The organism is Brucella sp. BE17 (assembly GCF_039545455.1).
Classification (GTDB): Bacteria; Pseudomonadota; Alphaproteobacteria; order Rhizobiales; family Rhizobiaceae; genus Brucella.
The window spans coordinates 288,713-313,489 of sequence record NZ_CP154467.1 but is presented as its reverse complement, the minus strand read 5'-3'; the positions used below and the strand labels follow the sequence as shown (position 1 = coordinate 313,489).

Genomic DNA, 24,777 nt, shown 5'->3' with positions numbered 1-24,777 from the left:
GTCAGGCCTCAAGCTCTGGCAGGATGCCAGTGCAAACGGATGCAATCAGATCTCCATTCGCGATCAGCTGAGATGCCGCCTCAATATCAGGGGCCATATAACGGTCTTCTTCCAGCGCAGGAACGACTGAGCGCAATGCGGAAATCGCCTTTTGAAGCTCCGGGCTTGTCTTGAGCGGGCCGCGCAACTCGACGCCCTGAACGGCACAAAGAGCCTCAATGCCAAGGATTGAGAAAAGGTTCTCGGTCATCGGCAACAAACGGCGCGCACCGTGGCATGCCATAGACACATGATCCTCCTGATTGGCAGAGGTCGGTGTAGAGTCGATGGAAGCTGGATGTGCCATCTGCTTGTTTTCCGACATCAGTGCTGCTGATGTCACCTCGGCGATCATCAGGCCGGAATTAAGCCCCGGCTTCTTAGACAGGAAGGCGGGCAGCCCATAGGACAGGGAGGGATCGACCAGCAGCGCAATGCGACGCTGGGCGATAGCGCCGATTTCGCAGACGGCAAGCGCGATCTGATCGGCGGCGAACGCTACCGGCTCGGCATGAAAATTGCCGCCGGATACCACTTGGCCATCAGACAAAACGAGTGGATTGTCCGTGACTGCATTGGCCTCGATCTCTAGCGTGCGGGCGACCGAACGCAGAATATCGAGGCACGCCCCATCGACCTGAGGTTGGCAACGAATGCAGTAAGGATCCTGGACCCGCTCATCGCCCTCGATATGGCTGTGGCGTATGGCCGACCCTTCAAGAAGATCACGCAATGCCGCGCCCGCATCGATCTGGCCTTTGTGGCCGCGAAGGGTGTGAATGTCCGGGTGAAATGGTGCAGACGAGCCCATCGCAGCATCGGTGGAAAGAGCGCCGGTGAGAAGCGCCGCTTGCGCAGCGCGATGAGCCCGGAATAGGCCAGCCAGTGCCAAAGCCGTCGAGGTCTGTGTGCCGTTGATGAGTGCCAGTCCTTCCTTGGCGGCAAGCACAACCGGCTTCAGGCCCGCCTTTTCAAGGGCAGCAGCGCCGGAAAGACGTTCACCGCCAAAAAAGGCTTCTGCTTCCCCCATCATCACAGCAGCCATATGGGCCAACGGAGCCAGATCGCCAGAGGCGCCCACCGAGCCCTTTTCAGGGATCAGCGGGGTTACACCCTTTTCAAGCATTCCCTCGATGAGACGGACGAGTTCAATACGAACGCCCGACGCACCCCGCCCTAGCGAAATAAGCTTGAGCGCCATGATGAGCCGCACGACACTCTCGGTGAGCGGCGCGCCTACACCACAGCAATGCGACAGGATCAGATTGCGCTGAAGTGTAGCGACATCTCCTGCATCAATCTTGATGGATGCAAGTTTGCCAAAGCCTGTGTTGATTCCATAAACGGGAGCATTGCCGCGCGCGATTTCTGCGATGCGGGCCGCACCGTTGTTGATGGCAGCATCCGCACTTTTGTCGAGGACAGCGGGCTCATCGTTCCAGTAGATAGTCTGGAGCTGCGCGAGCGTTACCTTACCTGGAATGAGCGTAACGGTCATTATGCAATCCTTTGTCCCTTGAAGTAATGTGCGTGCAGTGGATTGAAACCAATGCGGTAAACGAGCTCTGCAAGCGTTTCGACGTCCCAGATCGCAAGATCTGCCGACTTGCCTTCCTCGATAGTCCCCGTTTCGCCAAGCAATCCAAGCGCCCTTGCTGCCTCACGGGTCGTCGCGGCGATACATTCATCGACTGTCAACCTGAATAAAGTGGCGGACATATTCATCGCCAAAAGCAGCGAGGTAAGCGGTGAGGTTCCCGGATTGCAATCTGTGGCAACTGCCATAGGAACGCCGGCTTCACGCAGGAGGTGCACCGGCGGTTTCTGTTTCTCGTTGATCGCGTAAAAGGCACCCGGCAGCAAAACGGCGACAGTACCGGATTTTGCCATGGCGTTTACGCCCTGTGCGTCGAGATATTCCAGGTGATCCGCCGAAAGTGCACCATAGGAAGCAGCGAGTTTCGCGCCCCCGAGATTGGAAAGCTGCTCGGCATGGAGTTTTACGGGCACACCAAGCGTCCTGGCTGCGTTGAAAACGCTGCCGATCTCATCAGTGGAAAAAGCTATGCCTTCGCAAAAACCGTCTACGGCATCCACCAGCCCTTCCGCATATGCCGCCTGAAGACCGGGAAGGACAACATCATTGATGTAATCGCCGTTGCGGCCCCTGTATTCGACGGGTGTCGAATGTGCGGCAAGGTAGGAGGTAACGACACGGACCGGACGCATCTGCTCGAGTTTTCGCGCCGCGCGAAGCATCTTGAGTTCGCCTTCGACGCAAAGACCGTAGCCCGACTTGATTTCGATGGTCGTCACACCTTCTGCCAGCAGCGTATCCAGGCGCGGCAGGGTAGCGTTCACCAGTTCCTCGACGGATAATGCATTGGTCGCGTTCACCGAAGAGACAATACCGCCACCCGCTCTGGCCACTTCTTCGTAAGTCGCCCCCGCAAGGCGCATCTCGAATTCGCGGGCGCGGTTTCCACCATACACAATATGGGTATGGCAATCGATCAAGCCGGGCGTTACCCAGCGCCCCTCCAAATCCAATATTTCTGCAGAAGCGACCTTGGACGTCAGCTTTTCGGCAGGCCCCGCAAAAGCGATGCGCCCCGCCTCGATGAGAATGGCTCCATCGTTGATGCAACCAAGTGCGTCACCCTTGCCGCTAAGAGTTGCGATCTTACAGTTCCTAAAGACGGTTGCATCTGAAGCAGCCATTTAACCCGTTCCCTATTTTCCTCTTCCCTCAAGGCAAAACATGTATATACATAATAAAACAATGGCAAGATAATTTTTTGGTAAAACCGACCCTTGGACAATAGGGATGTATGGAGGTGAAAATGACGAGCATATTTGCGAAAGTTGCGCTGCTCAAAACGGGTTGCGAAAAGGACGTGCGCATCGTCATGGATGAAGGCACGATAAAAAGCCTGCAAATCGGCGCCTCCCCGCAGGTCCAGGATGAGCGTCACGAGTTGATTATTCCCGGAACGGGAAACCTGCACAGTCACGCTTTTCAACGCGCAATGGCCGGATTGGCAGAGGTCCGTGGCCCAGCCAGCGACAGTTTCTGGAGCTGGCGTACCATCATGTACAAATTTGCGCTCACCTTCCAGCCAGAACAACTTGAGGCCGTCGCCGCGCAACTCTACATGGAAATGCTTGAGGCTGGTTATACACGCGTTGGCGAGTTTCACTATCTGCACCACGACAGGGATGGACAGCACTACGCCAACATCGCCGAACATGCCGAGCGCATCGCAGCAGCCGCGAGTTGCACCGGAATTTCGCTGACCCTCCTCCCCGTTTTCTATGCGCAATCCGGTTTTGGTGGCGGTGTTCCCAGCGATGGTCAGCGTCGTTTCATAAACTCTGTTGAAAATTACGCTCGGCTCATCGAAGCGTGTGGTAAGATAACCCAAAAACTTGCGGGAAGCCGTCTGGGTATTGCCCCTCATAGTCTGCGTGCGGCCACGCCTGATCAATTAAAACAAATCCTGCCGCTTGCCAAAGACGGCCCGGTGCATATGCACATTTCGGAGCAGATCAAGGAAGTCGAGGATTGCATTGCGTGGTCCGGGGCAAGGCCCGTCGAGTGGCTGCTGGAGAATATGCCGGTCAACGAAAACTGGACGCTTATTCACGCAACCCACATGACAGAGGCTGAGACAGCTGGAATGGCAGCCCGCCGCGCTATTGCAGGCCTCTGCCCGATCACAGAAGCAAATCTTGGCGATGGCATATTCCCCGCGCCGCAGTTTCTGAAGAATGACGGCCTTTACGGCATCGGATCGGATTCCAATGTTTCCATCTCACTGGCTCATGAGCTCAGACAGCTTGAATATTCGCAACGGCTCGCAACACGTTCCAGAAATGTCATTGCCCTTCCCGGAAAATCGACCGGCGAAAGACTGCTTGATATTGCGGTCAGAGGCAGTGCCCAGGCCCTACATGCAGGCGGCCATTTATGCGCGGGACGGGAAGCTGACTTCGTGGCGCTTGACGTCTCCAAGGTCCCATACCTGCCGCATGCAAACCTGCTTGATGAATGGATTTTCGCGGATAACATTCATGTCGACAGCGTTTGGGTTCAGGGAAAGAAAAAGGTCCAGAATGGACGACATATTGATCGCGATGAGATTTCAAGGAAGTTTGTTGGTGCAATGAAAGAGTTGCTTCAACATTAGAACCAACGTTCTATACTGCCTGCAAACGCACGGAATCAACGGGGTGCTGGCCTTCTAAGGCCGGCAACAGGACGCTTTATGACATCGAAATCTCAGAGCGCAGGGACTTTGCACCAGCAAATCCTCGGCGACATAGAAAAGCGAATAGTTTCGGGAGATTGGCCTCCCGGATATCGCCTTCCCTTTGAGGTTGACCTCGCAAAATCCTACAATGTGTCCCGCATGACCGTAAATAAAGTTTTGACCCGCCTGGCATCAGCGGGGCTGATTGAACGGCGCAAGAAACTGGGAAGCTTTGTTGCGCAACCTCTGATCCAATCGGCAATCCTGGAAATCCATGATATCGAGCAGGAAGTTCGATCGCTCAAGCGGAACTATCAATTCAAGTTACTCCGAAGCAGGATTCGCGAAGCAACCGAAGCTGATGTCGCTTCATTCGGCCTGAATAAAAAAAGCAATCTGATACAGGTTTCCTGCATTCATTTCGCGGGCGAAACGCCCTTTTGCACGGAAGAGCGTTTGATCAATCTGGATGTTGTACCGGCCGCGGAGAATGTCGATTTCTCTAAAATGCCACCTGGACAATGGCTAAGACTGCAGGTTCCTTGGAATACGGCAGAGCACAAGATTTACGCGATTGCAGCGGATAACGAAACTTCCAACTCATTGAGTATCAATAAGGGTAGCCCGTGCCTTGTCGTTCAACGGCGAACATGGAGCGAGCAAGGACCGGTTACTTTCGTTCGTTTCACGTACCCTGCCGAGGGGCATGCGATCATTGCCACCTTTACTCCAGCCTCGGCACCATGAATTTATGACACGGGTCGGCACGGCGATCATGGGCGTTATCGCCGATCGCGCGAGTGCCTCGGACTGACGTCCTGTGGCCACCTTGACATAAATCACGATAAAGCGACTGCTACCGCACCTCCTGGGAAATCGGATATCGGAAAGCCCCAACAAACAAACAGTACAGTTTGTTTGTTGACATTTTTTGTTTATCCGATACCACTTCTTATGGGGGAACAAAAAACACTCGCCCAAGACCCGTGAGAAATGCGTCAGAGCGCTTCGTCGCGTTGTTAAAGCATCTGTCCCGTCGGCGTGAAATGCGGGGCAATGAGATTATGCTTAAAGCAAGGCACGTAGAGTGCCGATCTAATTCAAGAAGATCTGCGCTCTAAAACCTGAGAAGCGGCTGCACCCTTTTTTCCGAATTACAAAAATTCAGAAAGGAAAATATCGTGCTGAGAGACGAATATAAATCTGCTGGCTATGGTGAAATCAGCGTTGGCTTTGGAAAGCGGCCGGCCATTCTCGTGATAGATTTCCAAAAATCGCATACATCACAAGAATACCCGTTTGGCGGTAAACCGCTTGCAATCAGGGCACTGGAAAATACGCGCAAACTGCTCGATGCCGCCCGGCCCCTATCCATACCGGTGGCCGTGTGCTTCACGGCCTATCAAAGCGAACGCGATATGCCGTTCTGGAAGATTAAGCCGGTACGAGATAATTACATAATGGGGAATGATATGATAAAGCTTGAGGAGAATTTAGTAAATTCCTCGTATGATCTCGTGGTTCGTAAGACGGGCCCCTCAATGTTCTATGAGACAAAAATCGAACCATTTCTCACAAAGGCCTCCGTCGACACGGTTATTATTACCGGCGTCAACACAAGCGGTTGTGTAAGAGCAACCGTGATTGATAGCTTTCAGCGCGGCTATCGTACAATCGTTCCGGAAGACTGTGTTGGGGATGTCGAAGAAGGGCCGCATCATGATAATCTTCGTGATGTCGGGCGGCGCTATGCTGACATCGTTGATATGGAATCTGTGCTCGCATACTTTAAAACGCTTAAGTAAAAGACGCCAATGCTCTCTCCTTCAACACTCAGGAGAGAGCATAAAAATATTACTGTCATTCAGATACGACAATAGAATATGAGTTCTCTTCACTATCTGACATGTTATTGTTTTCAATTATAGATTTATAAAGCTCAACCAAATTTTTCCCGGCCTGCATATCCTTATCAAATATTTGATACATGGCAATTCCTCTCAAAGACGCCATCAGTAAATGAACGTGCTGATCCGTTAAACGCGGCTCTTTGGCAGAGAACTGCAAGTTAAGAATAAAATCATCGCGCATTTTTACCCAACGAACCATTTCCTCTCTCAACCGTACCCCTAGATCGGTATCGAGGCGGGCTGCAAGCATCAGTTCGAGCGAAGCAATATATCTTTTGTCTGAAAAAAGATTATCCCATAACTCCTCTATCAATCTCGATAGAGAATACGACTCCTTCCTCGAATCCTCTGTAAATGGCCTTAGTTGCGACCAGTCATTATGAAGCCGCCGTAACGCTGCAACAAGAAGATCATTTCTTGAAGCATATTGATGCGTCAAGGCACCGCGAGATACCTTTGCTTTCTTGGCAATTAACGCAGTCGATATGCAATTGTGCCCCACCTCTGCAAGAACTTCCAAAGTCGCATTACAAATCTTCTCTTGTGTATTGGATGAACGCTGAGCCTGCGTTTGCCGCTCAACCTTTCTTGGTTTTTTTTCAGCTTTCTCCACTGAAATTCTATTTATCATGATTTCCCTACCCCTAGTTCCGGCACTTACCGAACGCCTAAACCTTCATATGTTAAAAAGCGTCAGTTCGTGAAATGTCAGCATGCGATATATTCGATCAGAGCTTATTTAAAGCGCTTCCCAATTTATCCTATTAAAGCAGGATCAGAAATCGGTCTCGTGGGCTGCTTACCGGGCAAAGAGGAATCCCACATTTGGGAGACCTTCTATAGCTCTTCGTTCACTCCTTTTATCGCCAGATTTTAATATGGCCCGTTCGGGCTTGAAGTAAAACATAACGATATCAGTCCGATGTGTCGGGCACATCCACAAAAAAACAAGCTGAGCTGTTTTTATCTGGACAGCGCTCTATTCCCATGCAAGACTGCGATTAATATACTTGTTGTATACAAGCCATAAAGGCAGCACATTACGGGGAATAAACAATGACAAGTTATGTATTTTTCGGAGGTTCGGTTCTTGATGTCGACCATGGTGTCCTGAGATCAGGACTTGAGGTCTTGGTCGACAATGACCGTATTGTCGGCGTCAGCGAACAGCCGATTGATGCGCCGGACGCAAAGAGAATTGATCTGGGCGGGCGCACTTTGATGCCGGGCCTCGTTGATGCGCATGTTCATGTTGCGGCGACCCTTGTTGATCTCGCGGAAAATGCGGCTTTGCCGAGCTCTCTTATTGCCTTGCGCAGCGCCAAGATCATGCGCGATATGCTGATGCGGGGTTTTACAACGCTTCGTGATCTGGCGGGTGCCGATCTTGGCCTTAAACTTGCGATTGATGAAGGTGCCATTGAAGCACCACGTCTGGTTATTTGCGGCAAGGCGCTAAGCCAGACGGTTGGCCATGGTGACTATCGCGCGCGCTATGATAATCGCCCTTTACATGCAGCAAGCCTTGGCAGCCTTGGACGGATTGCTGATGGGGTAGATGCAGTACGCATTGCAGCACGTGAAGAAATCAAGGGCGGTGCGCAGTTCATCAAGATCATGGCCAATGGCGGCGTCGCCTCCCCTAACGATCCCATTCACGTACTCCAATATTCTTGCGAGGAAATACGCGCTATTGTTGAAGAGGCCGAGAATTACGGGCTCTATGTTGCGGCTCATACCTATTCCGACGCTTCCATTCGACGCGCCGTGGAATGCGGTGTTAAATCGCTGGAACATTGCAATCTTATCACGGCTGAAACCGCGCGGCTTGCCGCAGAGGCTGGCGCAATCGCGTGTCCAACACTGGTGGCCTATGAAGGGCTTGCGATGGAAGGCGCAAATTTCGGATTGAACGCTGAATCGCAGACCAAGATCGACACGGTACGCCGTGGTGGACTGGAATCGCTTGCCATCATGCGGGATGCGGGCCTGCCTATGGCATTCGGCTCTGATCTTCTCGGCCAGCTTCATAAATACCAGTCGATGGAGTTTTCCTTACGGGCGAGCGTTCTCACCAACCGCGAAGTGCTTCATTCAGCAACGCGCGTTTCCGCAAAACTTTGTGGCATGGAAGACGAGGTCGGTGTGATTGCGCCGGGAGCTTATGCTGATCTTCTCATTGTCGACGGCAACCCGCTTGAAGATATTACCACGCTGGAGCGTCATGACGAATGTCTTTCAGCCATCATGAAGGGCGGCATATTTCATAAAAACACGATAACGGAGTAGACCCCATGGTCCGAGGCAATTCTCTTTCAGAGCGCCTGGGACGATGGGGAGCGGTGACAATAATTGCATTCAGCCTAGTGCTGATGCTCCTGCCCCTGGTGTTGGTATTCTGGTTATCGATCATCTCCAACGAGATATTGTCGCTTCCAGTCGAAGGTTATTCGCTGCACTGGTTTTCTGAAGCTTTTCGCCAGCCTCAATTCTTAGGCGGCTTCCTGCTTTCCATTGCAGTAGCAAGCTTCGCCATGCTGGCCGGGCTTCTGGTTTCTGTTCCTGCGGCTATTGTGATCGTACGGCGAAGCTTTCGCGGACGAAGCGCTTTGATCCAGCTTCTTATGTCGCCCCTCACAGTGCCAGCAATTGTGATTGGTGCGGCACTTTACATTACCGTGGTCGAGATCGAAATAGCGTCAGGCATGCCCCTTGTTGGATCCACGGGCGTATTTGTAGCCGGACATGTGTTGCTGACAATTCCATGGTGCATCCGGCTGCTTCTTGCATCGCTTGAAGGTGCAAACATGTCGGTCGAAGAAGCCGCGGCCTCGCTTGGAGCAAAGCCTGCAACGGTAATTCGGCTGGTGACACTTCCCCTTATAAAACCCGGAATTTTCGCAGCCGCCGTGTTTTCCTTCGTTGTCAGTTTTGGCAATCTGGAAGTCTCCATTTTCCTGTCAGGACCGGGTCAGGTAACGCTCCCGGTCGCGGTGATGCAGTATCTGGAGTGGAAGATCGACCCGACCATTGCCGCCGTTTCCGTCCTGCAAGTGCTGTTTGTGGCGCTTATGCTGGTGATTTCCAATCGCTTTGTAAACATTTCGAGGATGGTTTAATGGCTGACGTTCAAATTCAGGGATTAACCAAAACTTATGGTACCTTCACGGCCGTGTCCGATATGACGCTCGACGTGCATGAAGGCGAATTCCTGATATTTCTCGGCCCCTCCGGGTGCGGCAAGACCACCACCTTGCGCATGTTGGCAGGCTTCATCGATCCAGATGCCGGAAACGTCCAACTCGGGACAAAGGACATCACGCACGAGCCGCCGCACCGACGCAACATTGGCCTGGTGTTTCAAAACTATGCTCTTTTTCCGCATCTGAGCATCTTCGAGAATGTCGCATTCGGCTTACGGCGCCGTAAGGTAGCGCAACCCGAACTCGATAAGCGGGTGAAAGAGGCACTCGAACTCGTGGATCTCTCCCATCTCATGCACCGTTTGCCAAAACAGTTGTCTGGCGGGCAACAACAGCGCGTTGCTATTGCGCGCGCCATCGTGATCCGACCGGATATACTGCTGCTTGATGAACCGCTGTCAAACCTTGATGCCAGGCTGCGTCTGCAGGTCCGCGACGAGCTTCGCAACCTGCAAAAATCACTCGGCATCACGACGATCATGGTCACACATGATCAGGAAGAGGCAATGTCAGTGGGCGACAGGTTGGTACTGATGCGTTCCGGCCTTATCGAACAGATCGGAACAGCCGAACAATTGTATCAGCAACCGGCCAATCGCTTCGTAGCAGACTTCATCGGCCGCGCCAATTTTCTGACCGGAACCGCAGCCGACAAGGGGGTATTCACAACACAGGGAGGGGTTCAGTTCCTTTCTGACAGCCACTCGGCTACGGCAACGGAAGTGCTGATCAGGCCCGAAGCGCTGCGTCTGAGCAGCACGGCAGCTCCCTCATTACAAAATCATCATAGAGCTGTTGTCAAAAAACACGTCTTCCTTGGAGGAATGGTCGAGATCGGTCTCGAACTCAAGGACGGTCAACAGCTGACGGCCATCGCTTCAACACGCGAAATCAATGAAGCGGAAATCGAGCTTATTCCTGATAGCACCCTGACGATCAGCGTAGCACCCGAAGATGTGGTGCTGCTTTAAGCATACATTCCCTAACAAGGCGACAGACCTTCGGGAATGATCACTCAGCGATTTTAAAAAGGGGAAATAAAATGACTGAAATCAGCAGAAGAGCCTTTGGCATTCTCTCCGGTAGTCTGGTCGCATCTGGCATGCTGCCTTCATTTGCAAAAGCAGCAGGACGCGCCATTGTTGGCACCTGGGGTGGTGATTATCAAAATCTACAACAGATCAATATTGCCGATGCTGCACTCAAAGGTGCCGGAACGCAGGTTATATATGATCCTGCGGCGGATACCGTGCGTAAAGCGAAACTTCTGGCTGAACGACGCCTGCCGCGCGGATCAATGGATATTGCATGCCTGACCCGTCAGGGAAGCTACGAGATGTTTACGAATGGTATCATTGAAGAACTCGATGAAACCAAGGTGCCAAACCTGAAAAAAGTACTGCCTTTCATCCGCTCTAACTATGCAATTCCCCATATATATACTGGTCGCGTTATTCTTTATAATCCAAAACAGGTGAGCCCCGCTCCCACGTCCTATGCCGACTTGTGGGATCCCAAATATGCAGGACGTATCGGTGTCATCGATCTGCAATATCAGACGACGATTGAATCTGCTGCAATGATCGCCGGCGGCGGAGCGTCTGATTATGAGCCCGGCAAAGCAAAGCTCATGGAACTGAAGAAGCAAGGCGTAAAAATCTATCCTACCAACGAAGCGCTCGCGCAGGCACTGAAATCCGGTGAAATTGTCATGTGCATTATGTGGAACGCACGTGGTCACATGTGGAAAAAGGCGGGGATTGATATCGAAATCGCAATCCCAAAGGAAGGCATCTCACTCTATCTCTCGGATATGTGCGTCCCGAAAAACGCGCGAAACAAAGAAGCTGCCTATCAATATATAAATGCCATGCTTGAAGATCTGCCGCAGGCGGCATTTGCCGAACAGATGGGGTATGCGCCGACGAATTCAGAGCTAAAACTGCCCGCCGAACTTGCCGAAAAAGTGGATTATACTCCCACGCAACGCGAACAGTTTCTGTTGCCCGACCTCGAATATGTCGCCAAGGTCGATGCCGATCTTCAGAACTGGTGGAATAAAGAGTTTCGGGCCTGATCCGTCATCACCTGTCCGGCAATGCCGGACAGGTTTCGCTCAAAAATTTCCGGTAAAGTCATGCAAGAAAGCTCATTTTCCGCTACAGCACTTCTTATGCCTGCTACAGGGCTGGTCCTTGTATTTATGGCTTTGCCGCAGCTTTATCTGTTGCGTTATAGCTTCAATGATTTTGTGCCTGGCGAGTTCATGGTGCAAGGCTTGACGATAGCAAACTTTACAACATTCTTCACCGAAGCTTATTACCTAAAAGGTATGGGCATGACCTTGCTCATGGCGGGATTGGTCACGGTTGTTTGCATTGCACTTGGCCTGCCTCTTGCAAACTGGATCTCAAGCCAGCGAGGCAATGTAAAGACCTTACTGTTGATGGCAGTGATCCTTCCGCTGTTTATATCCAACGCTGTGCGTGCCGCAGGCTGGATGGTGGCTTTTGGACAAACAGGTGTGTTGAATTACCTTCTCATGACGCTTGGCATCATTTCCACACCACTCACGATCATGCAGACACCCCTTGCCGTGTTCATCGGCATCAAGGCAGTCAATCTTCCTTATGTCGTCTTAACACTGCAGAGTGTTTTGGAAGGGCTGGACGAAAATATCGATTACGCATCGGCAAGCCTCGGCGCAACACCATTGCAAACATTCATGCTCGTCCGCATGCCGCAGATCATGCCGGGTCTTCTCGCTGCTTCAGTTCTGTCTTTCATCTTGACGATGAACGCTTATGCGACGCCAGTCCTGCTTGGTGGAGCGTCTTTCCGTATGATGGCGCCGATGATCGTTACGGAAATCCTGAATAAAGCAAACTGGCCACTTGGCGCGGCTCTGGCCTTTATTCTGCTATCCATTACGGTTACGATCTCAGTCCTGGCTGGGCTTTTTATTCGTCGTCGGTATTGAAGACTTATTCGTTACTTATGGATTTACCCCAGTGCCGCCATGCCACTGGTTTTATTCCAATATTTGCATCCCCTTATCCACTCTTAAGCGTATAATTCTACAGCATGCCTCCTAAAAGGGCGTGCGCATAGGGATGACACGCTTCTCCGAGCATCCTTGCTGGCAAATCCTCCAATATCGGGCCCACATACATGACAAGCACACAGTCACGAAATTCGGAGACCCGATGCAAATCATGGCTCACGAATATCAGCGATGAATTGCAAGCGTGCGGTATCTATGCCCAATATCGGGCTTTTTGATGCCGCTTGCTATCCGCTCCCAGCGCAAAAGCTTGAACGGACCCAAATCATCGAAGCGCTAACAGGGGTTGGCCTCGAGCACCTTGTTGAGACAGGCTGTGAGGCTGGCAGACTTTCCTCGACGCTTTCCGGCGGAGAGATGCAACGGCTGGCGCTTGCCCGGGCAATCCTGATCCGGCCCGACTGGCTGTTCATCGATGAAGCGACCAGCGCGCTCGACAAAGCGTCAGAGATAGAGTTGCTTGATCTGTTGCGACGCAAATTGCCAGATACAACCGTTGTTATCCTGGCACACCGCCAACCCGGAAATCTTTTCATTGACGATGTGATCGATCTCGAAGCTTTTGGCGTCGCCAAAAAGCAATCTGATAGAATTGCCCTTCAAACTGCATGAGGAAATAATGAACCAACATCCAATTCGCGTTAAGCTTCTGGCAGATGCCGTTGCTGTTCTCAAGACATTGCCTACCATGGGGAAACTCATGATCAATTCGAAAAGTGGCGGTGCAACCCATGAACGCATCGGCATCGTGGAGAAGGTAGAAGTTCACGATGGCTGGATTTTCTTTTGCGGTGCCGAGCATCACGCACGGATTAACGGCGCGGCAATTGCAACACTGATTGCAGATCGCAGCAGCATCATGCAGGAAAAGGTCTATCCGCGTATTGACCTGCTTTCTGGCGATGACAGTGTCATTGGCAGCGTTATCGGATTTGACGGTTCTGAACCATTCGACAAGGCTCTCGAAAACTTTGATTTCATTGAACTTTCCCCCAAAGAAAAGGAGGAGCGGGCATAGGATGTGCTGGAAGTTGGCGACGACGAGCCCGGTTTGCAACCTTTTGCAGCAGCGCAGCACAACAAAGCTGAAGTGCGAATTTCACTCAACCTACCAGCATTCAAGCAGGAATGGACGGGTGAAATGCCGGATGTTCGTCTTTCACGCGGTTTCATCAATGTGATGAAACCCGATTTTCATCTGCATCTGAAAGCAGGCCATGTGGCATCATGGCAAGAGACAAGCGACGGAAATGATATTGCTTTTTACGCACTCGATAAGGCCGGAGAGCGAACAGGGCTTATCATTTCGGGCAAGAAAGAAGATTTTCAATGAGGTGTGACGCAAAAAGCCTGGCAAAAACCCGTGGATTGATCCGCAATCGGGCACCGCTCGCACGCATCGCTCGGTTATGAACGAGATGGCCGAAAAGCGTGTCGTCTTGTTGGGTGAACAGCATGACCGATACGATATTCATCGCTGGCAGATGGGTGTTTCAGCATCGCTACTCGCACTTCGCGATGATCTTGCTGTCGGTTTTGAGATGTTCCCCAGACGGCTTCAACCCGTGCTTGACGAATGGGTGGATGGCAAGCTGGATGCAGACAGCTTTCTGGCGCGTGTAGAATGGGGCAAAGTGTGGGGATTTTCTGCCGATCTTTACTGGCCGCTATTTCACTTCTGCCGTGACTTTCGCGTCAAGATGCTGGCACTCAATTGCCGCCGTGACTTGGTCAGCCGGGTTGGCAAGGAAGGCTGGGAGGCTATCGCACAAGAAGATCGCGATGGCCTGTCCCCGCCACGCCCCGCAAGCCTTGCCCATCGCGAACATCTGTTGCGCCTGACAAATGGCGGCCCAGCCTACATGCAGGGGAAATCAGCCGACGCGCCGGAGTTTGACCGCTTCGTGCGCGCGCAACAGACATGGGACCGCGCCTTCGCCTGCAACATTGCAGAATATCTGGCACAAAACCCCGAAGCACTTGTCGTCGGCATTATAGGGCGGGGTCATATGGAATATGGTTTCGGCACGCCAGATCAGCTTGATGATCTGGGTATTGATAAAGTGGGGGTTCTTCTCACCCAGGATAGAGGCGATGGCCTGACAGAAGCGCAACCTGGAAAAACACCTGCTATTGCGAATGCTGTTTTTCGCTTGGAACGCCGATCTGATTAAATCAGATCGGTGCTCTTATTATTTGATTTGACGCGCATCTTGCCCGAAAATCGATTCCCATTTTTGGGAGGCATGTCCCGGCAAGACAAGCACGCGATCAAACTCGTCCAAAATCATCCTCGAAACGCACAATATCGTCCTCGCCCAGATAGGCTCCTGTCTGGACTTCGATCATTTCCAGCAAGATCTTGCCGGGATTGGATACCCGATGCACCGCACCTTGGGAAATATAGGTCGATTCATTTTCGGACAGGGAAAACCTCTCGTCGTCGATGGTGATTTCGGCGGCACCGCGCACCACGACCCAATGTTCGGAGCGATGATGATGCTTTTGCAAAGAGAGCTGCTTACCCGGTTTGATGAACAGACGCTTTACCTGAAACCGGTCGCCGAAGAGAAGATGTGTATACCCACCCCAAGGGCGATAAGTCGTCCGGTGTTCTTCGGCAAGCTTGGCAGTCGCAGGTTGTTTCATCAGTGCCTCGACAATCATGCCGACGCTCTGTGACTCTGACAGCTTGCCGACATAGAGCGCATCTTCCGAGGCGATCACCGTCAGGTCATCAACACCGTTCACCGCAACATGGACCCCCTCGGATAAGACGAGGGAATTGTTGGTATTGTGCAGACTGACCGGTCCGCGCGAAACATTGCCCGCCTCATCCTGACGGCTTTCCTTCCAAACCGCGTCCCATGAGCCGAGATCAGACCATGAGATCGGTGATGGGACCACAGATGCAAGCTTCGTCTTTTCGAAAATAGCATAATCGACCGAAATGTCGGGGGCTTTCTCAAAAGCGGATTTATCAAGTCTTATGAAATCGAGATCATGCCGCGCCTCGGCAACGGATGCCTCTGCAGCATCGTAAACTTCAGGTGCCTGGCGCTTGCACTCATCGAGAAACACGTCCGAGCGAAACAGGAACATACCGGAATTCCAATAGAAACCGCCCGCAGCCAGCATCTCGCGGGCCACCTCTTCGTTCGGCTTTTCCACGAAGCGCCTGATAGCGCAGGCCCCGCTTTCTTCCGCAGCACCTGCTTCGATGTAACCGAAACCCGTCGCCGGTTCTGTCGGTGTAATGCCGAAAGTGGCAAGTCGCCCCATGCTTGCCACTCTGGTTGCCGTATCGACAGCTTGAAAATAGGCATCGTTCAATTCGATATTATGATCCGACGCAACCACGTGGACAAACGTTGGTTCATCCTTGGAAGCGATCAAAGCGGCAGCCGCGATCGCAGGGGCCGTATTACGCGCAACAGGTTCGAGGATAACGTCCGAGAGCTCGACACCACATTCCAGGGCTTGTTCGGCCACGATGAAGCGATAATCTTCATTGGTAATCACGATGGGCGGCAGGTAGCGGAGCGGATCAGACAAACGCTTCAAAGTCATCTGAAAAAGGCTGAGATCACCAGTCAGCGCCAGAAACTGTTTGGGGCGCTGTGAGCGTGACATCGGCCACAATCTGGTACCCTTACCACCCGCCAGCACGACTGGTCTGATCAGTTGCTCACCCAATTTCATTTCCTTTCGAAAGGCCGTCTTCATATTTTTTCCGCAAGACGTGCGACCAGCTCACGCAAAATTCGTTCCGTTTTCTCGGCCTGCTCGGTTTCCACATAGATGCGCATTTCCGGCGCGTTGCCTGACTGCCGGAAATGGATCGTGTCTCCGTTGGCAAACGCCATACGCACACCATCGACTGTCGAAAGCGATTGAGGCTCTTTAATGAGCGACGAAAATTCGGAACGAAATAATTGTGACGTTTCTATAGCGCGCAAGAATCGAGCCGCGCGTTCACCCGGAACTTCCTTAACCCGGTCCGCCATCATGAAACGCGATGGCAGCGTTGCAACCAACTGGCTGAGCGCGAGGCCTGCTTTTCTGACCTGCGCCAGCACCGCTATCATGGGCAAAACGGAATCGCGCGTTGGAAGGCGTCGCAGGCGACCAGCCGAAAGCGTTACATCGTCTCCCAATAAGAAGCCGCCATTGGCCTCAAAACCAACGATGGGATGCAGATCGGACTTGGCCATTTGCGCAACGACGAAGGGCGAACCAATCTTCGTTCTTTCAATACGCTCAAACCAGCCGCTTTCTTCAAGCGCGCTGGTCGTGCTCAAGGGCGTAACCACAGTACGTGCGCCCAGAATTTTCGCTGTCAGGATACCAAGGACATCGCCATTGACCTGCCTGCCCTGCTCATCGATAACAAGCGGCCTGTCGCCATCACCATCGGTGGAGATAACAGCATCGAGATGCTGAGCGGCAATGAGCTGGCGGGCACGGGCAAGATCAGCGGGATCGAGTGCCTCAGTATCGACGGCGATGAATTTGTCCAGACGACGAAACGGATGAACTTCAGCCCCCAGACCTTTGAATATATCGACAAGCAGATCACGTCCGACAGCGGAATGAAGATCGATACCGATCTTCAAACCCGACAAAGCTTGCGGGCCGAAGGCCTCAACTGCTCTTAAAATATAGTTCTGTTCAACCGCTTCTAAGGGTAAACCGAGTTCACCATCGCCTGTATCCCCATCAGGCAAACCCTCAACAAGCAATTCTTCGGCCAGAAGACGAACCGGCGCTTCATCTTCCTTCAGGAACTCGCCGTCAGGGCGATAGAATTTAATGCCGTTGTAAGCCTCTGGGATGTGGCTTCCCGTTATCATGATTGCGGGTGCATTGCGTTCCATGGCGTAAGATGCGAGGGCGGGCGTGGGAACATTGCCAGCCCAGATCGCAACTTTCCCTTGTCCTTCGATTGCGGCAGTGCATGCCTTAGCAATCCGCGGACTCGAATCGCGCAAATCCGCCGCAACATAAACATTCTGAAAATCGAAATCGCGCGCAAGATGCCTTAAAAAGGCGAATATGTAAGCGACGCAGACCTTATCCGTGAAATCTGCCGCCGGGCCTCTAAGGCCGGACGTTCCAAAACTAACAGCCATTTTAATCCGCTATCTGCACCGGCATTCTCCGCACCATCCATGATGATAGGCGACAACACCTATACCCATGATATTATGTTGCGTATCAAGCAATAATTATATCCCTAAACTGATTAGGCATCCGCTTGATATCAGAATCATGTGATTCTTCATCATAATAATATCCACTCTGTGACATACGATGGTAAGCACTTCCGCAAATTAATCGGGTTCAAAAGCTACGCCAAGGTTGTGGTGAGAAACCACCACCCTCCCCGACCTATCGATCCTGATCAACAAGGCCGCCCCCGAAACTGCTGCTGCAATTTCCGCCTGCTTCGCGCGGAATAATGCCAGCTGGCATAATGAGGCCCATAGCGAGACTTTTCAGATATAGATACGGGTCGATGACATTCGTGATGGCACTGCCACCCTTAAAATAGTGGCCCAAACTCAGCCACGCTATTTAAGTATTTCTCCGTGTTATCATTGTAACCATTCACTTAACTCGGCTTCAGCTTTTTCTAATGCATTATAATTGAGAAGCTTGCGCAAGAACGCGACGGTCACGGCACGGGTACGGAGGTTGAACCGACCCTCATCCGTCTCGCCCTTATCCTCATAAACACCGAGCTTTTCATAGAGTTGCTGCAACCTGTTTTGAACGCTTCGTAGCGACAGATTCCGGCGGCGTGCAATCATACGATCAGTCAGCCCCAAGGCTATATCGATCAGAATTTCATATTCACTTTCGCTAAAGCCACTGGCTTGACCGAGGCTCTTTTGCTGCAAGCCGCGCACTTCGCGGTCGATGACGCATTGTGCTTCGACAAAAATACTACGCAGTGCCAGCCGTAATTTGTCATCGGAAGCCGATTTGAGCACATAGCCGTAAGCAGCGCCCTCCGGCACGATCCGCGAAACACCACGCACATAGGCCTCATCGGCATAGTTCGACCAGAACAGGATGCGGGTTTCGGGATTTTCCTTCCAGATGGTGCGCGCCGCTTCAATGCCGTTGCGTCCACTCATTTGCAAGTCCATCACGATATGCGCCGCACGATGCATACGTGCGAGCTTCTCACCCGCAGAACCATTCTCTGCTTCCAGCACGTCGCTGCATTCCGGCAATGCTGCGCGGATCGCTTCGCCCAGATAAGCGCGATGCAACGGATCATCCTCTACGATCAAAACGTGCATACTATCCTCCATTCGTACCACACATATCCGGGGGCAGATGGATCATCACGCATGTACCGCTGCCTTCGGCATTCTTTCTGATAGCAAAATTCGCTGAAATCAGCCGAGCCCGTGTGCGCATATTGTCTATACCATGCCCGCTGCGCTGTGCCTGACGTTCAATGCCGATGCCGTCGTCAAAGACTTCAACAAGAAGCCGCCCACCCTTGTCCCGCAGACGAACAAGGATTTCTCCCGCAAGGGCGTGGCGGATCGCATTGTTAATGGCTTCCTGCACAATGCGGAAAAGCGAAGTCGCAACTGTTTCCTCAAGCCTGTCTGCCATGCCGTCGCTCTGATCGTCCAGCACCCATTCGATGGCAATACCACTTTCGCGGATTGATCGATCAAGATGGTTCTCAGTTGCCTGTGCAAAGCCGAAAAGTTGAAGCACGGAAGGTTTTGCTTCTTCAATGATTTGACGGAGGTCCTGCATACAATGCTGCAAACCACGGAACAAGGGTTCGAGCTGTTCGCCGGAAAGATCCGGCGCTCGAGTAAGCCGCTCGACATGTCGGGCAAGGCGCGTGAGGTCTGCAAGTGTCTGATCATGCAAATCCATACCAATGCGATGGCGTTCGATTTCCAAGGCCTCGGTGAGTTTGAGCGCGCCAAAGCGCAGCCCCTCTTCACGGGCGCGCGCTTCTGTTTCCACGATTGCCGACCGCTTTGCCTGTTCGGCTGCACGGATAGCAAAGAAATAAGGAGCCAGAAGATCGGCGATCGATTGAGCATTCTCCACATCGCGCAATGCATAATTGCCGACTTTCAAGCTGGAGCAGCTCAGCGCACCAATGATATTCCCCTGCGCTTTTAGCGGCACATGCAGCCGAGCTTTAAGGTCATGCTCGATAATCGGCGTCGAAAACGCGCCTTCAAAATGAAAGCGCGGATCGGTGCGTGCATCATCGGTAAGCAGATATGCAGCCTCGCCGGACAGCAGCGTGCGAATAGGACTCCCCGACAAAAGCGCTGGCGGGTTAAGGCTCCATGCCGTCGCAATACCACTTTCATAGGCGATGTGAAACTTTCCATCGATCATCTTGATACAGACATCGAGATGGTCATAGGGCACAATATGATTGATTTCGTCAGCAACCGACTGAATGATGGAATCGAAATCAAGCTGCCCTGCCAACAATCTGGAGATATTCAGATAGCGATCCAGCAGGCGCGCAGACGCTAGTTCCAGCAAGCGACTATCCTCCCAAACAAAGATTGCTCTGCTCTTATAATACGCCGTTTTCCCTTGGGCGCGTCTTGCGGGTTCCCGCAATTTTGCTGCGTAAACCCGCAGCACGGTTGCTTTGATCAGCCTTCACAGCGCAGCGTATTTATTTCATTCTCGCTTCACCAGAAAATTGCCCGCAAGACAACCTAAAATGTCATAGGCGAACGGCGTGGCGAATGGTGTCGTTGAGGAGCGGCGGTGCGGGAGGTTTCGCGCCACATTCAAATTCAAACGTCCGAAGCGCGCCAGTGCTACGGGGGGATATTTGCAACCGGGAGGAATGAAATGAAGCTTGGGAAAATTCTTTTGGCATCCGCTGCACTCGCCGCTGTCATGGCGTCGGGTAACGCATCTGCCGATACATCATCGAAAAAGATCGCTTTTTCTAACAATTATGCTGGAAACTCATGGCGTCAGGCCATGCTTCAGAGCTGGGACAAGGTAACGAAAGAAGCCGTCAGCGCAGGCACCGTGTCTGCAGCCGACGCTTTCACCACCGCTGAAAATCAAGCGACTGAACAGGCCGCGCAGATTCAGAACATGATCCTGCAGGGCTATGACGCTATCGTCGTCAACGCCGCTTCCCCAACTGCTTTGAATGGTGCAGTCAAGGAAGCCTGCGATGCAGGCATTACCGTGGTTTCGTTCGATGGTATCGTCACCGAGCCTTGCGCATGGCGTATCGCCGTTGACTTCAAGGCAATGGGCGAAGGTCAGGTCGAGTATCTTGCAAAGCGTCTGCCCGACGGCGGAAATCTCCTTGAAATTCGCGGCCTTGCCGGCGTTTCCGTGGATGACGAACTACATGCTGGTATTCAGGAAGGCGTGAAAAAGCATCCCAATTTCAAGATCGTCGGTTCGGTCCATGGCGACTGGGCGGCGGATGTCGCACAGCGCGCGGTAGCCGGTGTTCTGCCAAGCCTGCCGAAGATCGATGCCGTTGTCACACAGGGCGGTGACGGCTACGGCGCAGCACAGGCTTTTGCTGCTGCAAAGCGAGAAACGCCAATCATCATCATGGGCAACCGCGAAGACGAATTGCAGTGGTGGAAGAGCCAAAAGGATGCCGATGGCTATGAAACCATGTCGGTTTCAATTGCACCGGGTGTTTCAACACTTGCGTTCTGGGTCGCACAACAAATTCTCGACGGCAAGGAAGTCAAGAAAGATCTCGTCGTTCCATTCCTGAGCGTCAGCCAGGAATCGCTCGAAGAGGACCTTGGAAACACCCAGAAGGGTGGCGTTGCTAACGTCGAATATTCGCTTGAAGACGCGCAGAAGGTCATTGCAGACGCGAAGTAGGTTCGGCTTTCCAAAGGGGCGGACACAGCGTGTCTGCCCCTCCCTTATCTCCAATACAGTTCGGATGCATGTCTCATTCAATCGACAAAGGCGAGGTGGTTGCCGCACGCAATATTCGTGTGCAGTTCGGTGCGGTAAAGGCACTGGACGGCGCTGACCTCGTGATCCATGAAGGCGAATGCGTCGGCCTTGTCGGCCATAATGGTGCTGGCAAATCCACCATCGTCAATGTCATCAATGGCGGCCTTGCCCCACATGAAGGCAACCTGTCCTATCACGGCGAAACAGGCCATGGGGTTGCAACCGCACGCAAACACGGGGTGCGCTGCGTGTTTCAGGAGCTGTCGCTTTTTCCCAATCTGACCATTGCCGAAAATGTCCGCATCATGCAGCGTGACCTCACCGGCGTAAGCTGGCGCGGCAAAGCTATCGATCTCATTGCAAAAAAACTCGGCGAGATCTTCCCCGGTCACAGAATCGATTGCACTGCAACCGTTGACGAGCTGTCCATTGCCGAGCGGCAGATGGTAGAAATCGCCATCAATTTTACAGCTCCAGGAATAGCGCCGAAGCTGGTCATTCTCGATGAGCCGACCTCATCGCTCGATGCGGGCATCGCCGCTCAGCTGATGGCCTATGTTCGCCGCTTTGTCGGCACGGGCGGTGCGGTTATCCTCATCTCCCATATGCTTGGTGAAATTCTCGCGACCGCAGACCGGATCATCGTTATGAAGGACGGCAAGGTCGTCGCCAATCGTAATGCTCAAGATTTTACCAATCGCAGTCTTGTCGAAGCTATGGGCAGCGTCGAGCGCGAAAAAGCGGCACGCCGCGCGGCTAAGACGGACACGACCGGCCAAGCAGTCCTCTCCTCAGTCAAACGCGCCAACGACATCAAGCCGTTTCAGGCTTTCAAAGGCGAAGTCGTCGGACTGGCTGGGCTTGCAGGTCATGGCCAGACAAAGATGCTGCTTGATCTTTATTATGCGCGTCGGCCAAACTGGTTGCCTGCACGCAATTGTGAAATCGCATTTGTTGCAGGCGACCGTAGTCTTAACGGTACATTCCCGCTGTGGAGCATCCTGCACAATCTCACCATTGGTTCGCTTGATCGCCTTTCATCGCTGAAGCTTGTCGACCCGATACGTGAAGACAAACTGGGTGCGCAATGGAAAGACAAGATTCAAATTCGCACGCCCGATATGGGCAATCGCATCCTGTCGCTTTCGGGTGGCAATCAGCAAAAAGTGCTTTTTGCTCGCGCACTTGCCACCAGCGCCGATGTTATTCTGATGGATGACCCTATGCGCGGTGTCGATGTCGGCACCAAACAGGAAGTCTATGAGATTCTACGCCATGAAGCTGAGAACGGCCGCACCTTTGTCTGGTATTCTACCGAAATGGACGAGATCGAACTGTGTGATCGTGTCTATGTCTTTCGCGACGGTGCCATTGTGACTGAACTGATTGACAACGAAATCACGGAAAAAAACGTGCTTGCTGCTTCCTTTGAGGGAGGACACGAATAATGCGCCTTTCCGCCTCATCTCTGCGCCTGCTAACGCCGGTTTTCTCGCTCGCTTTGCTGCTGGCCGCCGTTTTCTACATGCAACCGCGGGCCATGAGTTACACCGGCCTCAACCTGCTGTTTAATCTCGCAGTGCCGATTGCGCTCGCAACCATCGCACAGATGCTCATCATGGCGGTCAACGATCTTGACCTCTCGATGGGAACTTTTGTGAGCTTCGTCGTCTGCGTGGCCGCAACCTACCTCAACACCGACCCCGTTATCGGTATTCTGATCCTTGCTCTGGCGATAGCAGCCTATGCAGCACTTGGTGCCATCATCCATCTACGCAATCTGCCTTCCATTGTGGTGACACTTGGCATGAGCTTTGTCTGGGGTGGCTTTGCCGTGCTGCTGTTACCGTCACCCGGTGGTCAGGCCCCCGACTGGGCGCGTTGGATCATGACGACCAAACCACCCTTCATACCAATGGCGATTGTCGCAAGCATTCTGGTTGCCATCATCACGCATTTCATCGTCATGCGAACGACGTTTGGTGTGTTGTTGCGTGGTGCAGGTGGCAATGCCCGCTCCATCGAGCGTGCGGGCTGGTCCATCACCGCCATCCGTGCCGGCACCTATGCGCTTGCAGCTTTCTTTGCAGTGCTTGCCGGTATCGCCCTTGTCGGGCTGACAACTTCGGCAGATGCCAATATTGCCCTGCGTTATACGCTGCTTTCCATTGCCGGTGTCATCTTGGGCGGCGGTGAATTCGTAGGCGGTCGCATTTCACCGATTGGTGCCGTTATCGGTGCGCTGACGCTCACCCTTGCTGGTTCCTTTCTGTCCTTCATGCGTATTTCACCCGACTGGCAGATCGGTGCGCAGGGCGCAATTCTGATCATGGTGCTGGCGCTTCGCCTGTTTCTCAATCGCCTTGATCGCCGGGAGAAAAAGCAATGACCGCTGTCTCCGTCCTCACAAGCCGCCCATGGATATGGTCGTTCATCGCAACCATTGCCGTCTGGCTCATAACCATATTGTTTACCGGTGGCGCCGGTGCTGCCGGGCTTTCTCATGCTGCCTTCACCTTCGCCTCCTTCTCGGTGATCGTCGGCCTTGGACAGATGTTCGTCATCACGCTTGGCCCCGGCAATATCGACCTCTCGGTCCCTGCAACCATGACCCTTGCCGCGACACTGGCATTGAAACTGATGGATACACAGGCAAGCATGGTGCTGGCAGGGCTTGCAGTAGCCCTGCTGATCGGGCTTGGCATCGGTATCTGCAATTATGCGCTGATCAAACTCCTGCGCATCCCGCCAATTATCGCAACCTTGTCGATGAGCTTCCTGATCCAGTCGACAGCGATCTGGAGCAATCGCGGTCTGCGGGTAAAACCGCCGGAAGTTTTGGCACAGTTCGCAACGTCATCTCTTTTCGGAATTCCCAATGTGGCCATCATAGCCCTGCTTCTGTCGATTATCGGCTGGGTGCTTCTAAGAAAAACAATATATGGCCGCTGGATTTCAGCCATAGGGCAAAACCCGTTTGCCGCGCGCATGGCCGGTGTTCCGGTTGATGGTACACGCTTTGTCACCTACCTGCTTTGTGCGGTTCTGGCATCGCTGTGCGGCTTTCTGCTTGCCTGCTTTTCGGGCGGTGCGGCACTCAATATGGGCACTGAATATCTTTTGATGTCGATTGCCGTTGTCATCATCGGCGGCACCGCCGTTGCAGGTGGCGATTCCAATATCCCAGGTATTTGGGGTGCCGCTCTCTTCATGTTCCTCATAGTATCGATGCTCAACACCTATGGCTTCGGTGCCGGTGTTCGTCTGGTTCTGACAGGACTTACCATCATTGCGGTTATTTTCCTCGCCAGCAGCCGCAGGCCTGATCGCTAACAATATCCCCG

23 protein-coding genes are annotated in these 24,777 nt (G+C 52.8%); 16 read left to right on the top strand and 7 right to left on the bottom strand.

The genetic code is table 11. The features are described from left to right. Position 1 precedes the first annotated feature (1 nt). Entirely contained in the window at positions 2-1,537 is a 1,536-nt protein-coding gene (gene hutH, locus AAIB41_RS01495) for a histidine ammonia-lyase (RefSeq protein ID WP_343313858.1), read from the bottom strand. After that, complete coding sequence (gene hutI / locus AAIB41_RS01490; protein ID WP_343313857.1) at positions 1,537-2,760, bottom strand: imidazolonepropionase; 1,224 nt, start codon at positions 2,758-2,760, stop codon at positions 1,537-1,539. Before hutI ends, hutH begins: the two co-directional genes overlap by 1 nt. A 122-nt stretch (positions 2,761-2,882) precedes the next feature. On the opposite strand from hutI, the gene AAIB41_RS01485 reads away from it, so the two are divergent. The 3 genes from AAIB41_RS01485 to AAIB41_RS01475 all read left to right on the top strand — a co-directional run bounded on the left by AAIB41_RS01485 (position 2,883) and on the right by AAIB41_RS01475 (position 6,097). Further along, entirely contained in the window at positions 2,883-4,229 is a 1,347-nt protein-coding gene (locus AAIB41_RS01485; protein ID WP_343313856.1) for a formimidoylglutamate deiminase, read from the top strand. Positions 4,230-4,307: 78 nt separating this feature from the next. Continuing rightward, positions 4,308-5,039, top strand: a complete 732-nt coding sequence (hutC, locus tag AAIB41_RS01480; RefSeq protein WP_343313855.1) for a histidine utilization repressor — start codon at positions 4,308-4,310, stop codon at positions 5,037-5,039. 434 nt (positions 5,040-5,473) lie between these two features. Then, positions 5,474-6,097 carry an isochorismatase family protein gene (locus AAIB41_RS01475; protein WP_343313854.1) on the top strand — a complete coding sequence of 208 codons (624 nt, stop codon included), beginning with the start codon at positions 5,474-5,476 and terminating at the stop codon, positions 6,095-6,097. 55 nt (positions 6,098-6,152) lie between these two features. Here the strand turns inward: AAIB41_RS01475 and AAIB41_RS01470 are convergent, their stop codons facing one another. Further along, positions 6,153-6,833: a TetR/AcrR family transcriptional regulator gene (locus tag AAIB41_RS01470; RefSeq protein ID WP_343313853.1), complete on the bottom strand. Its 681-nt coding sequence runs from the start codon at positions 6,831-6,833 to the stop codon at positions 6,153-6,155. A 425-nt stretch (positions 6,834-7,258) separates the two neighbouring features. Between AAIB41_RS01470 and AAIB41_RS01465 the strand changes: the two genes are divergently transcribed. The 9 genes from AAIB41_RS01465 to AAIB41_RS01425 all read left to right on the top strand — a co-directional run bounded on the left by AAIB41_RS01465 (position 7,259) and on the right by AAIB41_RS01425 (position 14,643). Further along, positions 7,259-8,491, top strand: coding sequence for an amidohydrolase family protein (locus AAIB41_RS01465; RefSeq protein WP_343313852.1), 1,233 nt, complete (start codon positions 7,259-7,261; stop codon positions 8,489-8,491). Between the two features lie 53 nt (positions 8,492-8,544). Further along, positions 8,545-9,321, top strand: coding sequence for an ABC transporter permease subunit (locus AAIB41_RS01460; protein ID WP_343313851.1), 777 nt, complete (start codon positions 8,545-8,547; stop codon positions 9,319-9,321). Beyond that, positions 9,321-10,376, top strand: a complete 1,056-nt coding sequence (locus AAIB41_RS01455) for an ABC transporter ATP-binding protein (protein WP_343313850.1) — start codon at positions 9,321-9,323, stop codon at positions 10,374-10,376. Before AAIB41_RS01460 ends, AAIB41_RS01455 begins: the two co-directional genes overlap by 1 nt. A 71-nt stretch (positions 10,377-10,447) precedes the next feature. Then, positions 10,448-11,482, top strand: a complete 1,035-nt coding sequence (locus AAIB41_RS01450; RefSeq protein WP_343313849.1) for an ABC transporter substrate-binding protein — start codon at positions 10,448-10,450, stop codon at positions 11,480-11,482. A 60-nt stretch (positions 11,483-11,542) separates the two neighbouring features. Next, entirely contained in the window at positions 11,543-12,385 is an 843-nt protein-coding gene (locus tag AAIB41_RS01445; protein ID WP_343313848.1) for an ABC transporter permease, read from the top strand. A 255-nt stretch (positions 12,386-12,640) separates the two neighbouring features. Next, positions 12,641-13,081 (top strand): ATP-binding cassette domain-containing protein, encoded by a 441-nt coding sequence (locus AAIB41_RS01440; RefSeq protein ID WP_343313847.1) that lies wholly within the window; start codon positions 12,641-12,643, stop codon positions 13,079-13,081. 7 nt (positions 13,082-13,088) lie between these two features. Beyond that, positions 13,089-13,487, top strand: a complete 399-nt coding sequence (locus AAIB41_RS01435) for a hypothetical protein (protein WP_343313846.1) — start codon at positions 13,089-13,091, stop codon at positions 13,485-13,487. Positions 13,488-13,490: 3 nt separating this feature from the next. Next, the gene (locus AAIB41_RS01430; protein ID WP_343313845.1) at positions 13,491-13,802 is read left to right on the top strand and encodes a hypothetical protein; all 312 of its coding nucleotides are present in this window, start codon (positions 13,491-13,493) and stop codon (positions 13,800-13,802) included. 85 nt (positions 13,803-13,887) lie between these two features. Then, on the top strand, positions 13,888-14,643 hold the full coding sequence (locus AAIB41_RS01425) for a ChaN family lipoprotein (RefSeq protein WP_343313844.1): 756 nt from the start codon (positions 13,888-13,890) through the stop codon (positions 14,641-14,643). A gap of 97 nt (positions 14,644-14,740) precedes the next feature. Here the strand turns inward: AAIB41_RS01425 and AAIB41_RS01420 are convergent, their stop codons facing one another. The 4 genes from AAIB41_RS01420 to AAIB41_RS01405 all read right to left on the bottom strand — a co-directional run bounded on the left by AAIB41_RS01420 (position 14,741) and on the right by AAIB41_RS01405 (position 20,014). Continuing rightward, entirely contained in the window at positions 14,741-16,165 is a 1,425-nt protein-coding gene (locus tag AAIB41_RS01420; RefSeq protein WP_343313843.1) for a mannose-1-phosphate guanylyltransferase/mannose-6-phosphate isomerase, read from the bottom strand. A gap of 26 nt (positions 16,166-16,191) precedes the next feature. Further along, positions 16,192-17,601 (bottom strand): phosphomannomutase, encoded by a 1,410-nt coding sequence (locus tag AAIB41_RS01415; protein WP_343313842.1) that lies wholly within the window; start codon positions 17,599-17,601, stop codon positions 16,192-16,194. Between the two features lie 465 nt (positions 17,602-18,066). Beyond that, the gene (locus tag AAIB41_RS01410; protein WP_343313841.1) at positions 18,067-18,780 is read right to left on the bottom strand and encodes a response regulator transcription factor; all 714 of its coding nucleotides are present in this window, start codon (positions 18,778-18,780) and stop codon (positions 18,067-18,069) included. Between the two features lies 1 nt (position 18,781). Then, positions 18,782-20,014 (bottom strand): sensor histidine kinase, encoded by a 1,233-nt coding sequence (locus tag AAIB41_RS01405; RefSeq protein WP_343313840.1) that lies wholly within the window; start codon positions 20,012-20,014, stop codon positions 18,782-18,784. Positions 20,015-20,335: 321 nt separating this feature from the next. Between AAIB41_RS01405 and AAIB41_RS01400 the strand changes: the two genes are divergently transcribed. The 4 genes from AAIB41_RS01400 (at position 20,336) to AAIB41_RS01385 (ending at position 24,766) form a co-directional block, all read left to right on the top strand. Further along, complete coding sequence (locus tag AAIB41_RS01400; RefSeq protein WP_343313839.1) at positions 20,336-21,352, top strand: ABC transporter substrate-binding protein; 1,017 nt, start codon at positions 20,336-20,338, stop codon at positions 21,350-21,352. Between the two features lie 68 nt (positions 21,353-21,420). Next, complete coding sequence (locus tag AAIB41_RS01395) at positions 21,421-22,881, top strand: sugar ABC transporter ATP-binding protein (protein WP_343313838.1); 1,461 nt, start codon at positions 21,421-21,423, stop codon at positions 22,879-22,881. Beyond that, entirely contained in the window at positions 22,881-23,822 is a 942-nt protein-coding gene (locus AAIB41_RS01390) for an ABC transporter permease (protein ID WP_343313837.1), read from the top strand. The genes AAIB41_RS01395 and AAIB41_RS01390 overlap by 1 nt, the downstream gene beginning before the upstream one ends. Continuing rightward, positions 23,819-24,766, top strand: a complete 948-nt coding sequence (locus tag AAIB41_RS01385) for an ABC transporter permease (RefSeq protein ID WP_343313836.1) — start codon at positions 23,819-23,821, stop codon at positions 24,764-24,766. Before AAIB41_RS01390 ends, AAIB41_RS01385 begins: the two co-directional genes overlap by 4 nt. The last annotated feature ends 11 nt before the right edge of the window (positions 24,767-24,777 follow it).